This is a genomic window from Frankia sp. RB5, from assembly GCF_059816245.1.
In genome coordinates, this window is record NZ_JCBATA010000011.1 from 14,438 (window position 1) to 28,169 (window position 13,732).

12 protein-coding genes are annotated in these 13,732 nt (G+C 73.5%); 6 read left to right on the forward strand and 6 right to left on the reverse strand.

Annotation, left to right across the window (positions count from 1 at the left end; translation table 11 throughout):
- Window positions 1–69 precede the first annotated feature (69 nt).
- Window positions 70–3,651, forward strand: a complete 3,582-nt coding sequence (gene car, locus AC6EXY_RS07680; protein ID WP_499817116.1) for a carboxylic acid reductase — start codon at window positions 70–72, stop codon at window positions 3,649–3,651.
- 13 nt (window positions 3,652–3,664) lie between these two features.
- Here the strand turns inward: car and AC6EXY_RS07685 are convergent, their stop codons facing one another.
- Window positions 3,665–4,183: a pyridoxamine 5'-phosphate oxidase family protein gene (locus tag AC6EXY_RS07685; RefSeq protein WP_499817115.1), complete on the reverse strand. Its 519-nt coding sequence runs from the start codon at window positions 4,181–4,183 to the stop codon at window positions 3,665–3,667.
- An 80-nt stretch (window positions 4,184–4,263) separates the two neighbouring features.
- Here AC6EXY_RS07685 and AC6EXY_RS07690 point away from each other — a divergent pair, with 80 nt between their 5' ends.
- The 3 genes from AC6EXY_RS07690 to AC6EXY_RS07700 all read left to right on the forward strand — a co-directional run bounded on the left by AC6EXY_RS07690 (window position 4,264) and on the right by AC6EXY_RS07700 (window position 7,282).
- Window positions 4,264–5,361, forward strand: a complete 1,098-nt coding sequence (locus AC6EXY_RS07690) for a helix-turn-helix transcriptional regulator (RefSeq protein ID WP_243408043.1) — start codon at window positions 4,264–4,266, stop codon at window positions 5,359–5,361.
- Between the two features lie 67 nt (window positions 5,362–5,428).
- Entirely contained in the window at window positions 5,429–5,932 is a 504-nt protein-coding gene (locus tag AC6EXY_RS07695; RefSeq protein ID WP_243408044.1) for a DUF456 domain-containing protein, read from the forward strand.
- Between the two features lie 156 nt (window positions 5,933–6,088).
- Window positions 6,089–7,282, forward strand: a complete 1,194-nt coding sequence (locus AC6EXY_RS07700; protein ID WP_101835131.1) for an arginine deiminase family protein — start codon at window positions 6,089–6,091, stop codon at window positions 7,280–7,282.
- On the opposite strand, the gene AC6EXY_RS07705 is transcribed toward AC6EXY_RS07700, so the two are convergent.
- A complete protein-coding gene (locus AC6EXY_RS07705; protein WP_243408045.1) occupies window positions 7,251–7,568 on the reverse strand; it encodes a hypothetical protein in 318 nt (105 codons plus the stop codon). The genes AC6EXY_RS07700 and AC6EXY_RS07705 overlap by 32 nt on opposite strands.
- A 293-nt stretch (window positions 7,569–7,861) precedes the next feature.
- Between AC6EXY_RS07705 and AC6EXY_RS07710 the strand changes: the two genes are divergently transcribed.
- Window positions 7,862–8,656, forward strand: a complete 795-nt coding sequence (locus tag AC6EXY_RS07710; RefSeq protein WP_101835134.1) for a hypothetical protein — start codon at window positions 7,862–7,864, stop codon at window positions 8,654–8,656.
- Here the strand turns inward: AC6EXY_RS07710 and AC6EXY_RS07715 are convergent.
- Window positions 8,610–10,409, reverse strand: a complete 1,800-nt coding sequence (locus AC6EXY_RS07715; protein WP_499817114.1) for an FUSC family protein — start codon at window positions 10,407–10,409, stop codon at window positions 8,610–8,612. The genes AC6EXY_RS07710 and AC6EXY_RS07715 overlap by 47 nt on opposite strands.
- Window positions 10,410–10,500: 91 nt before the next feature.
- Here AC6EXY_RS07715 and AC6EXY_RS07720 point away from each other — a divergent pair, with 91 nt between their 5' ends.
- Window positions 10,501–10,974 (forward strand): MarR family winged helix-turn-helix transcriptional regulator, encoded by a 474-nt coding sequence (locus AC6EXY_RS07720; RefSeq protein WP_101835138.1) that lies wholly within the window; start codon window positions 10,501–10,503, stop codon window positions 10,972–10,974.
- Here AC6EXY_RS07720 and purU read toward each other — a convergent pair.
- From purU to AC6EXY_RS07735, 3 genes are all read right to left on the reverse strand, one after another.
- Window positions 10,950–11,807, reverse strand: coding sequence for a formyltetrahydrofolate deformylase (gene purU, locus AC6EXY_RS07725; protein ID WP_101835140.1), 858 nt, complete (start codon window positions 11,805–11,807; stop codon window positions 10,950–10,952). The two genes, AC6EXY_RS07720 and purU, sit on opposite strands and share 25 nt — an antisense overlap.
- Before the next feature lie 136 nt (window positions 11,808–11,943).
- Window positions 11,944–12,741, reverse strand: coding sequence for a 4'-phosphopantetheinyl transferase family protein (locus AC6EXY_RS07730; RefSeq protein ID WP_101835142.1), 798 nt, complete (start codon window positions 12,739–12,741; stop codon window positions 11,944–11,946).
- Window positions 12,742–12,746: 5 nt separating this feature from the next.
- The gene (locus tag AC6EXY_RS07735; RefSeq protein WP_101835166.1) at window positions 12,747–13,649 is read right to left on the reverse strand and encodes a metallophosphoesterase family protein; all 903 of its coding nucleotides are present in this window, start codon (window positions 13,647–13,649) and stop codon (window positions 12,747–12,749) included.
- Between the last annotated feature and the right edge of the window lie 83 nt (window positions 13,650–13,732).

Genomic DNA, 13,732 nt, shown 5'->3' on the forward strand with positions numbered 1-13,732 from the left:
CTTGACAGAGTTAAGAGAATCGCATTACATCACTGCTTGCCCTTTGACCGGCGCGGAGGAGGGGTTCTTATGAGCACGGACCGAAAGATTCCGGACTACGCACGGCGGATTCTCGATCTCGCTGCGGGTGACCCCCAGCTGCAGGAGCTCTTACCGGACGGCGAGGTCACCGAGGCGGTGTTCCGTCCCGGGCAGTCCCTGGAGGACATCGTCACCACCTTTCTGGACGGGTACGCGTCGCGGCCGGCGCTGGGGGAGCGTGACCACGAGCCGGTCGTCGACCCGGCCACCGGCCGGACGGTGCGCGGCTGGCAGCCGCACTTCGGCACGATCAGCTACCGGGAGCTGCGGGACCGGATCGCGGGCCTGGCCGCGGCCTGGGGCCGGCAGCACGAGCGGCACCGCGTCGACGACGGGGAGTTCGTCGCCTTCCTCGGCTTCTCCGGCACGGACTACATCACCGCCGACCTGGCCACGGTCTACCGCCGCGCGGTCGGCATCCCGCTGCAGAGCACGATGGCCCCGGCCGACCTCGACCAGATCGTCACGAACACCGAGCCAGCGGTGATCGTCGCCACGGCCGAGGACCTGGAGGTCGCGGCCGGCCTCGCCGCCACCCATCCGTCGGTCCGCAGCGTCGTCGCGATGGACTACGACCCGCGCGTCGACGACGAGCGGGACCGCTTCGAGGCCGCCCGGGCGCGGCTGTCCGCCGGCGGGACGGGCGCCGAACTCATCACCATCGACGAGCTGATCGCCCTCGGCGCCGGCGCGGACCTCACGCCGCCGGGCACCCATCCGGCCGAGGACGACCGGCTGCGGCTGCTGGTGCACTCGTCCGGATCCACCGGAACCCCCAAGGGCATCATCATCGGGGAGCTCTACGCCCGCTCCCAGTTCCTCCGCAGGACCGTCGTGCCGCTGCCGGTGATCCGCCTCATCTTCGCCCCGATGAGCCATTTCATGGGCCGCGGCGCCGTCTACACGACGCTGTCCCGCGGCGGCACCGTCTACTTCACCGCCCGGCCGGACATGACGACCCTGTTCGAGGATTTCGCGCTCACCCGGCCGACCGAGGCGAACATGTTCCCCCGCGTGCTGGAAATGGCGCATCGCCGTTACCTCGCCGAGCTTTCCCGCCGGCTCGCCGACCGCGGGCTGAACACCGCCGCCGGCACCGCCGCCACCACCGGCAACGGCGACAGTGACGGCGAGGCCGAGCGGATCAGGGTGGAACTGCTGCGCGAGATGGGGGTGACCATCTTCGGTGACCGCATCTCGACGATGATGACCGGGTCGGCGCCGACGACGCCGGAGCTGCGCCAGTTCGTCGCCGAGTGCTTCCCGGCACCGCTCGTCGACGGGTACGGCACGACCGAGGCGAGTGGCGTCACCGTCGCGGGCCGGGTGAACCGGGCGGCGGTCATCGACTACAGACTGCGTGACGTTCCCGAACTCGGCTATCACAGCACGGACAAGCCCTATCCGCGGGGCGAGCTGCTCGTGAAGACGCATCTCGGCGTCCCGGGCTACTACAAGAACCCCGAGGCGACGGCGAGGCTGTTCGACGAGGACAACTTCATCTGCACGGGCGACATCATGGAGGAACGCGCCCCCGACCACCTCGTCTACATCGACCGGCGCAACGACGTGCTGAAGCTCGCCCAGGGCGAGTTCGTGACCGTGGGTGCGGTCGGGAACACCTTCGAGGCGGGCAGCGACGTCATCCACCAGATCTACGTCTACGGCAACTCCGCGCGCGCCTACCTGCTCGCCGTCGTCGTTCCGGACCCGGACCGGGTGGACGCGCTGCTCGGGCCGGACGCCCCGGCGGAGAAGGTGCGGGAACTGGTGCGGTCCGAGCTGGCCCGGGTCGCGGTGGAATCGGGCCTGCGCTCGTTCGAGGTGCCGCGCGACTTCCTCGTGGAAACCGAACCGTTCAGTGTCGAGAACGGTCTGCTCTCCGGCATGCTCAAGCGGCTGCGGCCACGGCTGCGCGACCGGTACGGGCCCATGCTGGAGGAGCTCTACCTCGACCTCGAGCGCAAGCAGAACGACAAGCTGGTGGCGCTGCGCGATCCCACCAGCGGGCTGAGCGTGCTGGACAAGGTCGGCAAGGTGCTCGAGGCCTCCCTCGGCCTCGCCGACGTCGACGTCACGGCGCCGTACAGCTTCGCCGAGCTCGGCGGTGACTCCCTCGGGGCCGTGGCCTTCACGACCCTGCTGTCGAGCGTCTTCGAGGTCGACGTGCCGGTGAACATCGTCCTGAGCCCGGCGGGCAACCCGCGGGCCTGGACGACGGCGATCGAGGAGTTGCTCGGTGGCCGCGGGCGGCCGACGCTCGCGTCCATCCACGGCGCCGAGGTCGGGTCGGCATCCGGCCGGCTGGTGGCCGCCGACCTCGACATCACCCGGTTCCTGCCCGCCGACCTGCTCGCCGCCGCGGCCACCGAGGCGCCGGCCGGCGAGAGCCGCACCGTGCTGCTCACCGGGGCGACCGGCTTCCTCGGCCGCTTCCTGTGCCTGGAATGGCTGGAGCGGGTCGCCCCGCTCGGCGGCACGGTGATCTGCCTGGTCCGGGCGCGCGACCACGCCGGCGCGGTGGCGCGGCTGCACGCGGCGTTCAGCGGCGACGCGCAGCTGGAGGGACGCTTCCGGGCGCTGGCCGAGCGGCATCTGGAGGTCGTCGTCGGCGACGTCAGCGAGGCGCGTCTCGGCCTCGACGACGCCACCTGGGAGCGGCTCGCCGGCGCGGTGGACCGCATCGTCCATCCGGCGGCGCTCGTCAACCACGTCCTCGACTACGAAGACCTGTTCGGCCCGAACGTCGTCGGCACGGCCGAGCTGATCGCGCTCGCGCTGACCGGGCGGCAGAAGTGGTTCGACTTCGTCTCGTCGCTGGCGGTCGCGCCCTTCCTGGCCGATTCCCCGGACTCGGCCGAGGATGCCCCGCTGCGAGACACCATCACGCTCGCGTCCCGTTACGTCGCGTCGTACGGGGCGAGCAAATGGGCCGCGGAACAGCTGCTGCGCAGCGCGCACCGCCGCTATGGGCTGCCCGTTGACGTGTTCCGCGGCGACATGATGCTTCCGCACACGGAGTACGCCGGGCAGGCGAACACGTCCGACATCTTCGTCCGGCTGCTCTACAGCCTGGTGAGCACCGGCGTCGCGCCGACGTCCTTCTACCGGCGCGACGCCGGTGCGCCGCGGCCGCGCGCCCATTACGACGGGCTGCCGGTCGACTTCGTCGCCGCGTCGATCGTCGGCCTGAGCGCCGAGGAGCGCGGCAGCGGTTTCCGGACCTTCCATGTCGTCAACACGCATGACGATGACGGTGTCTCGCTGGACAGTTTCGTCGACTGGATCGAGGCCGCGGGCCATCCGCTCGAACGGATCGATCCGTACGAGGACTGGCTGCGCCGGTTCGAGGAGCGCCTGCGCGGCCTGCCCACCGCACAGCGCCAGGCGTCATCGCTCACGGTGCTCGACGCGCTGCGTACCCCCCATGACGCGGACCGGCCGACCGTCGGCGCTGCCCGGTTCGCCGGCGGGGTGCGGCGGCTGCCGATCGGCCCGGAGATTCCGCACCTGACCGAGGCGTTCCTGAACAAGTGCCTGGCGGACATGCGGCACCTCGGCCTGCTGTGACCTGATCCGTCGATCAGTCGGTGGACCAGGTGACCTCGGGGGGTTCGGCGCCGTTGCCACGGCGCTGGGTCCGCAGGGCCGGGTAGCCCGGGCGCCAGCTGGTCAGGACGATCTGTTCGGCGGCCTCGTCCACGGTCGTGCGGACGACCTCGGTCAGCTCGACGCGGAACAGCTCGAACGGCTCGGGCGGGGTGACCGCGTCGACGAACCTGGCCAGCTCGGCCGGATCGTCGACCCAGCGGGCATGGCCGGCGACGCGGACGTCGCCGCCGCCCATGCCCGTGCCCGGACCGGGATTGGCGCTCAGCGCGAACCGGGGGTCGCGGCGCAGGTCCTGGGACTTGCGCGCGCCGGGCATGCTGCCCAGCCACAGCTGCCCGAAGCGGAAGGTCGTCTCGATCCCGCTGGTGCGCGGCGACCCGTCCGCGCGCAGGGTCGCCAGGACGTGATGGCGAAACGCCTCGAACCGGGTGCGGACCGTCTCGGCGAACTCGGGTTGGGCGCGCTCGACGTCGCCCCATGATGTCGTCACCAGGCCATCGTGCGGTCCTAACCCTGTCATCCCCTGTCAGGGTTCCGCGCCTAGCATCTGGGGATGTGCGCTCGAGCCGGTTGACCGCGTTGCTTCTGCACATGCAGGCGGTCCGGCGCTCCACCGCGCCGCGGCTCGCCGCCGAGCTGGAGGTGTCCGTGCGCACCGTGCGCCGTGACATCGCCGCCCTGCAGGACGCCGGTGTCCCGCTGTGGACCGAGCCGGGCCGCGCAGGCGGCGTGCGGCTGACCGACGGCTGGCGCACCGATCTCGACGGCCTCACCGGCGACGAGGCCGCCGCCCTGCTGCTCGCCGGCGCCGGCCCCGACGTCCTCGTCGGCCTGGGCCTCGCCGCCGACGCGGCCGCCGCCCGCACCAAGGTTCTCGCCGCCCTGCCGCCGCGACCGCGCGACCGCGCCGGTCAGATCCACCAGCGCTTCCTGCTGGACGCGCCGGGCTGGTTCCGTCACGAGGAGCCAGTGCCGCACCTGTCCGCCCTCGCCGCCGCCGTCTGGTCCGCCCGCCGCGTCGACCTGAGCCACACCCCGGGACGACGCCTCGCGGCCGAAGCTGCGGCCGGGACTGAAGTCGCGGCCGGGACCAACGAGGCCGGGCCTGAAGCCGGGGTCGTGGTCGGGGCCGGCCTCGTCGTCGGAGGAAAGGCCGGGGCCACGGCTGAGGCGAGTCGGCGGGTCGATCCGCTCGCGCTGGTGTGCAAGGCGGGTGTCTGGTATCTCGTGGCGCGCCATCGCGGCCGGATCCTGAGCTACCGGATCAGCAGGATCAGCCGCGTGCGTCCGCGCGCCGAGACCTTCGAGCGCCCCGCCGACTTCGACCTGGCTTCCTGGTGGCGCGAGTCCGCCGACGCGTTCACCCGGACGCTGCTGCGCTGGACATGCCGACTGCGGCTGTCCCCGGCGGCGCTCGCCGACCTGCGCCATGCCGTCGACCCGGTGGCGGCCCGCGACGCCCTCGCCACCGCCTCGCCGCCGGACGCCGAGGGCTGGCGCGTCGTCTCGGTGGCCACTGAGGGCCTGGACGTCGCCCTGTTTCAGCTGCGCATGCTCGGCGACGGCGTCGAGGTGCTCGACCCCGCCGAGCTGCGTGAGGCCCTCGCCGACACCGCGCGGCGCGTCGCCGCCCGCAACGCTGCCAGACCGGACCGGTTCACGACGTGACGGGGACGGTCGGTCGTTTGTCAGGTGACGTCGGGAAACGCCGTCGCCCGGTACCGTCGCGGTAGGGATGCGAGGAGGGTGCGCCATCAGTACCGGTGAGCTGGTCGCGGTGGCCCTGGTGATGGCCGTCGGCCTGGTGGGCGTCGTGCTGCCGGTGCTGCCCGGTCTGGTGCTCGTCTGGGGTGCGGGGCTGTGGTGGACGATCGCGGACGGCAAGGGCGTCGGGCACTGGATCGTTCTGGCGCTGATGACGGCCCTGTTCGTCATCGGCGCGCTGACGAAGTACGTCCTGCCGGCGCGCGCCACCGCCGGGCGGGGCGTGCCCTGGCCGAGCCTCGCGATCGGCGTGGTCTGCGCGATCGTGGGCTTCTTCGTGGTGCCCGTCGTCGGTCTGCTGATCGGCGGCGTCTTCGGCATCTACGTGGCGGAGCTCGTCCGCCTCGGCGACTACCGGACCGCCGCGGGCACCACCTGGGCGGCGATCGTGGCCTTCGGCGTCGGCATGCTGGTGGAGCTGGTGGCCGGCGTGCTGATGGCGGGTGTCTGGCTGGTCGGCGAGATCGTCATGTGACCTGCCGCGCGGGCCACTGAAATGCGCAATCCTGAATGTCGCGATTCGATTAATGGTCCGCAATATTCCGCGGATTGCCGCGGGGCGGGTCGAACGGTCGATGGTTCCCGGGTTGCATAATGCCGGGATGACACCCGGCCGCCGGACATCGACCATATGAATGCCGCTACTCGCGGACCGACGGTTCTCATCCAGAATCCGACCGTCGTCGCGCCGGTGGAGACGTCCGTGTTCCGGGCGGGTCGGCCGGCGTACGACCCGGTGCGCGCCGCGGCCGAGTCGGTGGCCGTGCGCGCCGCGCTGGTCGAGCTCGGCGTCGAGCCGCGGGCGCCGTCGGAGGTGCTCACCGCCCTGCCCCGGCCGGTGCTGCTCGAACTCGCCGCCCGCGCGGTCAGCGCCGACGACGACGCACGGCTGCTCGCCGCCCGTGACGTGCTGCGGGACTGGTCGGTGCCGGCGCTCGCCCCGGTGGTGCTGCGCCAACCGAGACTGCTGCTCGAGCCGGGCGCCGGCGGCGGCGTCATCGGCCTCGAGGCGCCCGACGAGAGCTACGCGCTGCGCCCGCTCGCCGGACTGATGTTCCCCCGTGACCACTACGTCGACCTCGGCGGGGCGGTGGCCGTCGGCCGGCTGCGCCGCCGGGAGCGGGCCCGCGAGACGGTCGTGATGGCCTCGATCCTGCGCGGGCTGCGCGGCCGCTCCGCCGAGGTACGGGTGCCCGAGCCGCTCTACCTGGCCGGCGGTGACGTCGTGACCTGCGGCGGGGTCGCCGTCCTCGGTACCGGGGCGGGCACCAGCCCGGCGGTGTGGGGCCTGCTGCGCCCGTACCTGCTCGGCGCGTTCCCCTACGTCGTCCGGGTGCGCGACGAACTGCGCCGCCCCGAACAGCCGCATCTCGACCACTGGCTGGGCCTCGGGCCGGGCATCGCGCTGGTCGCCGCCGACCGCCTCGACAGCCCCGCGGTCGTCGAGAGCGACGGCGCCGCCGGCCGGGAGACGGCCCTCGTCGACGCGCTGCGCGGCATCGAACTCGCCGTCTGCCCGCTGGCCCCGGAGATGATCGCCGCCTTCGCCGCCGGCGTGTTCTTCCTGCCTGACCCCCGCCCAGCCCCGGGCGCTCGCTACGGCGCTGGCTACCCGGCGGAGGGTTCGGTGGCCGACGGGCCGGCGGCACTGGTGTCGACGGCGAGCGCGCCGTGGACGGAGCCTGTCCTGGCCCGGTTCGGCGTGCACACCGTCGCCGTCCCCTTCGACGAGCACCACAAGCAGCTCGGCAGCCTGCACCGCGCTCTCAACACCGTCCCCGAGGACGCCCTGCTCACCGCCGCCGGCGCCTGGCCAGCCTCCTGAACCGCCCCGCCGCCGCATCACGCACCCGCGCGCCACGGGCCGCGCCGCTGCCAGTGTCCTCGGTGACGGCCGCGTCCTCGGTGACGGCCGCGTCGTCGGCGACGCCATCATCGCTCCTGATCCGCGGGCTGTCGTCCGCGGCGGCGGTGCCGGCGGCGGCGTGGCGGGCGCGCAGGCGATCGCGGATCTCGTCCGGCGAGTAGGAGCCGCGCTGGCGCTGGTCACGGGCCACCAGCACGCCGGTGGCCGCCACCCCGGCGACTCCCGCGACCCCGAGCAGCTTCACCCACCGAGCCCGATGCACCCCGCCAGACTATCCAAGATCGTCGCCGACGCTGACCCTCCCCGCAGGCCGTTTGTGGGGGCGGACTTCCCTCGGGTGGGAAACACGCGCGGGGGACAGCGGCACCGTGTCGCGAACTCGCGGCTCTCTGTCCGGTTTGCCCCGGATCTGGCGACACGGGCCGCCTCGAACCTGCCGCAACGGTGCCACGAACCGCCGCGGCAACGCCCACGCCCACGCCCCACTCCTGGCCGTGAGCTACGGCGAGGTCGGCCCCGTTGGGGCATGCTTCAGACATGCCCGACACGCGGATCGACCTGGATCAGGCCCTGGAGCTGGTCCGCACGGGAGATCTGTGGCTGTTCCGCGGGCGGACGGCGGCGGACCGGATGATCCAGACGACGACGAACAGCCCCGTCAACCACGTGGGTATGGCGATCGTCCTCGAGGATCTGCCGCCGCTGCTCTGGCACGCGGAACTCGGCAAGTCGCTGCCGGACCTGTGGTCCGGGACCCGTCAGCGCGGGGTGCAGCTGCATGACCTGCGCGCCGCCGTCGAGGTCTGGGGCCGCCGTTACGGACAGCAAGGCTGGTTGCGCCAGCTGCTGCCGGGCGCCCGCCCCGAGCAGGAGGACGCGGCGTTGCGCACTGTCGCCCGCCTCGACGGCACCCCCTTCCCGACCACCGCCCAGCTCGCCGGCCACTGGCTGCGCGGACGCCTGCCGCACCTGGCCGTCGCCGAGAGGTCGCGCCGTCGATGGCCCGGGCAGCGTCGGCAGGGCAGGCGGACGCTCCCGGATCCGGCGGCGTCCGCGGACTCGGCCGTGCCGGCGGATCCGGTGACGTCCGCGCCCTCGGTGACGTCCGCGCCCTCGGTGATGTCCGAGGATCCGGCCGCGCCGGCGGGTCTGGAGACCGCCTACTGCGCGGAGGTCGTCGCCCTCACCTACGAGGCGATGGGGCTACTGCCGCACGGGCGGCGGCCGAACTGGTACGACCCCGGGCGGTTCTGGAGCGGGGACAGCCTGGAGCTGGCCGACGGCTTCACACTCGGCGGAGAGATCGCCGTCGCCCTCCCGGACGCCACCTGAGCCTCCCGAACCCGCCGATGCCTGCGGGCCCTGCGACGTCTCCAGGCCCTCCGGCTCTGCCGACGCCTCCGGCTCTGCCGACGCCTCCGAACCGGCCGACGCCTCCAGGTCCACCGAGCCCTCCCGACCCCCCGAGCCCTCCCGACCCCCCGAATCCGCGGAACCGTGAGCGGGACGCGGCCGCCGCCTGTCGCGCCGCGCTGGCCCGGCCCATGGCGCGCCGGGACTCGACGACCGCGCCGCGCACCCGGGCGATCTCGCGGCCCGCCCAGCGCGGGGGAGGGGCGCCGTGGGCGGCGAGGTCGCGGGTGAGCGCCGCGAGCGGCTCCCGGCAGGCCAGCAACGCCGCGACGGCGTCGTGCGGATGGGGTGGCCGGGACGCGGTGGCGGCATCGGAGCGCCCCGGCCGCCATCGCGCGAGCCCGGACAGCAGCCGGTGCGCCCGCAGCGTCGGCGCGATCTCGGCGAGGCGGTCGAACGCGGCCTCCACCTGGGCGTGTGTCTCACCGAGCGCGGCGCGCATGCCGCCGTCCGGCGCGGGTGGGACGGTGCGTGGGGTGCGGCGGCGGCCGGTCTGGCAGACCACCAGATGGTCGGTCAGCGCGGCCAGCACGTCGGCGACCCGTCGGCGCAGCACATCCCCCGAGCGGACGGGCAGGACGAACCAGGCGGCGGCGAGCCCGATGCCCGCGCCGAGTGCCACGGCCGGCAGCCGCTCCCGCAGCAGGGACGCGCCGGACTGCCCGTAGTAGCCGTAGAGCAGCGCGAGCACCCCGGTGACGGCGGCCGTCCAGTATGCGTAGGACGCGGCACGCAGCCATACCCCGAACGTGAGCAGCACGAAGATGGCCACGATCGACCACCGGTCGTGGGCGGGCAGCTGGCCGGCGAGGACGCTGGCCGTCGCCGTCCCCACCGCCGCGCCGGCGAGCCGCTGGCCGCTGCGGTAGGCGACGTCCCCGCGCCCCCGGTTGCCGCTGTTCACGAGGTAGGCCGTGAGGACCAGCCAGGTGCTGTGGTGGGTGAACACATGCCGACCCACGACGAAGGCGACCCCCAACGCCACCGCCATCTGCGCCGCCATCCGGGTGCTTGCCGCCAGCCGCCGTCCCGGCCGCGCGCCGCCGGCCGCCTGTGCCACGGCCGGCGCGGGAGTGGGCCGCGGCGCCGCGGCTGGCGGCGGTGCGGCCGTCGACGGCCGCAGGCGGGTTTCGACGGCGCCCGCGAGGGTGACCCACGCGACGGCGATCAGGGCGATCCCGACCAGGGCAAGCCGGGTCATGCCCCGCGCGTCCGGTGGGACCGGTGTGATGATCAACGCGATGAACGGCAGCGTCGCCAGCGTGCCCGCCCGGGCCGCCACCGGCCCGAACCGCCGGACCCAGATCGCGCCGCTGATCACGACGGCGAACAGCGCCTCGCCGGCGGACCGGTGCCGCTTGGTGAGCTCGGCGATCTCGCTCGCGAGCAGCGCCACCACCGGCGTCACCACTACCGGCAGCCATCGGGGCGCGGGCGAGCGGCGGTCGGTGCGCCGCCGCACCCGGCCGAGCGTCAGCGCCAGCACCACGCCGAGGACGACAGCGCCCGACCCCACCCCGGTCCACGAACGCAGCTCCAGCACGGTGCCGAACGTCGCCAGCACCGCACCCGTCGTCGACAGCACCACGGGCCACGGTTCGGCCGCCCGTCCGCCGACTCGTGACCACAGCCGTCCCAGCACGGTGGAATCGTCGCGCAAGATACTCGTCATGATGAACCGAATGCCGTCCCTGGTCGCGCTGCATCGACGGGCTTAGCTGGAGGGTGAGGTCGGCAAGATAGTACGTGATAGCTTCATAATCATGGCGACGAGTCGGGAGGAGAGCGCGGCGGCGGCGCGGCGTGCGGTGACGCATCTGGGGCGCCGGCTACGGGCAGAGCGGCCGGCCGGAGCGCTCAACGGTACGAAGCTGACCGTGCTCAGCCACCTCTACCGGCTCGGCCCGAGCACCCCGAAGGACATCGCCACGGCCGCACGGCACCAGCCGCAGTCCCTGTCCCGCACCTTCGCCGAGCTCCAGGAAGCCGGGCTCATCAGCAGGCGTCCCGGCGAGCACGACCGCCGCGCCGCCGTCCTGACGATCACGGAGGTGGGCCGCGACGCGCTCGTGCGCGACATGGCCCACCGCGACGCCTGGCTCGCCCGCGCCCTCGACGCGCTGACCGACGCCGAGGTCGACCTGATCCGCATCGCCGCCACCCTGCTCGACCAGATCGCCGAGAGCCCGTCGGACCAGGACCAGCGCGCGGATCAGGCGAAGACGACGGTGCGGTGACCGTTGATGAGGATGCGGTGTTCGACGTGCCAGGTCACGGCGCGGGCGAGGGCGCGGCATTCGACGTCGCGGCCGAGGGCGGCGAGGCGGTCGGGGCCGTCGGCGTGGCTGACGCGGACGACGTCCTGCTCGATGATCGGGCCGTCGTCGAGTGTGGCCGTGACGTAGTGGGCGGTCGCGCCGATCAGCTTCACGCCGCGGGTGTGGGCCTGGTGGTAGGGGCGGGCGCCGGAGAAGCTCGGCAGGAACGAGTGGTGGATGTTGATCGCCCGTCCGGTCAGCAGCTCGCACAGTGACGGCGAGAGGATCTGCATGTACCGGGCGAGGACGACGAGGTCGATCCGCTCGGTGGCGATGATGTCCCGCAGGGCCTGTTCCTGCGCGTCGCGGGTGTCCGGGGTGACCGGCAGGTGGCGGAAGGGGATGCGGTAGGAGGCGGTGAGCGCGGCGAAGTCCGGATGGTTCGACACGACCAGCGGGAGGTCGACATCGAGCAGACCGGAGCGGTGCCGGTAGAGCAGGTCGTTGAGGCAGTGGCCGAAGCGGCTCACCAGGACCAGCACCCGGGGGCGGATCGCGAGGTCGTGGAGCTGCCAGTCCATCGCGAACCGTTCGGCCACCGGCGCGAAACCGGCGCGCAGCGAGTCCGCGGTCACGCCCGGCTCCTCGGCGACGACGTGGACGCGCATGAAGAAGCGGCCGGTGTCGGCGTCGCCGAACTGGGCGGCGTCGGCGATGTTGCCGCCGGCGCCCGCGAGGTAGGCCGAGACGGCGGCGACGATGCCGCGCCGGTCCGGGCAGGAGAGCGTCAGCACGTACTCAGGAATGGGCACAGCCCTTCCTACCTCGGCTTACGCCCTCCGACCCCCCTGGTGCGGGGTCGACGCCCGGCGGGATGTGAGCCGGGGCCGGTGCGGCCCGCGGGACGGTACCGGGCCGTCGGGCGCAGCCGCCGCCCGCGCCGGCGCATCAGCCCACCGCCGGCATCGGCGTGCCGTCGAGGTGGGGGACGGTGATCGCGGTGATCAGCAGGCCACCCGCGGCGAGCCAGCGGCCGTCGAAGCCGGTCAGTTCCGCTCCGTCGATCGTCGGGCCGCTGACGAGCAGCTTCGCCGTGAACGTGCCCTCGGCCCGCGTCCCGGGCGCCGACGTCGCACCGGGTGCCGGGACGAGCACCGGGACGAGGGCCGGGTCGGGTGCCGAGCCGCCGCCCCCGGCGGGCGTGGTGACGGGTGCCGTACCGGGGTCGACGGTGAGCGCGGCGTCCTCGAAACCGAGCCAGCGCTGCGCGAGCGGGAACCACGCCTTGTAGACGGACTCCTTGGCGCTGAACAGCAGCCGGTCCCAGTGGACGGACGGTCTGGTCTCGGTGAGCGTGGCGAGCCACCCTTCCTCGGCCGGCACGGTGATCTCGCGGGTGACGCCGCGCGGATTAGCCTCGTTGGGTTCGGCGTCGATGCCGATCGTGCGCAGCTCGCCCGCCCGGGCGACGGCGGCCGCCCGGTACCCGGCGCAGTGGGTGATGCTGCCGACGACCCCCGCCGGCCAGCCGGGGGCGCCCCGCGGGCCGGGCAGGATCGGCGCCGGCGGCAGGCCGAGCTCGCGCAGCGCCCGGTGCGCGCACACCCGGGCGGTGGTGAACTCCCGGCGCCGCTTGTCGACGGCCCGGGCGAGCAGCGCGGACTCCTCGGGGAACAGCACCGCGGCCGGGTCGTCCTCGAAGGCCTCGACCGCGACCGCCGAGGCGGGCAGCAGACTCGCCAGCACCGCGGTCAGCCCCGCCCCACCGGCCGCGCGGCCTGCCCGCGCGCCGCCGCGCCGCCCGACCCCTCCGGCGACCCCGTCGTCTCGGAGACGTAGGGCAGGATCTGCCGCGGGCCGGCGAAGGGCCGGCCGTAGGCCTCCCACGCCACCCGTTCCCGCGGGTAACCCATCGAGACCTCCTCGAAGCGGACGTCGTCGTACCAGGTGGTGCGGGGGATGTGCAGGTGACCGTAGACGGCGGCGGTGGCGTGGAAACGCCGGTGCCAGTCGGCGGTGGCGGTGGTGCCGCACCACAGGGCGAAGATGGGGTAGCGCAGGACGTCGGTGGGCTGGCGCACGAGCGGCCAGTGGTTGACGAGCACCGTGGGCATCGCCGGGTCGAGCGTGGCGAGGCGCTCGGCGGTGAGCGCGACGCGGGCCCGCGACCACGCGTCGATCGTCGGGTACGGGTCGGGATGCAGCAGCCACTCGTCGGTGCAGACGACGCCGGTCTCCCGGGCGAGGGCCAGAGCCTCGGCCTTGGTGCTCACACCGCCGGGGCGGAAGGTGTAGTCGTACGGGACGAACAGCGGCGCGACGACGGCGGGCCCGCCGTCACCCGTCCACACCGGGTACGGATCCTCCGGGGTGATCACCCCGAGGTCGCGGGCTGTCTCGACGAGATACTCGTAGCGGGCCTGGCCGCGCAGCCGGATGGTCTCCTGCTTCGCCGTCCACAGCTCGTGGTTGCCGGGCACCCAGATGACCTTGGCGAACCGCTCGGCGAACAGCCGCCAGATCGCCGTGATGTCGGCGGCGAGCTCGGCGATGTCACCGGCGAGGATGAGCCAGTCGTCGGGGGACTCCGGCTCGATCGCCTCGACGATCCGCCGGTTGTCCGGATAGCCGACGTGGACATCGCTCACGGCCATCAGGCGACCGCTGCGCGCCGGCGACTCCGCGAAGGGCACGATGAAAGCGTACCCGCGGCGCGAGGGACCTGTCCGGCTGTCGG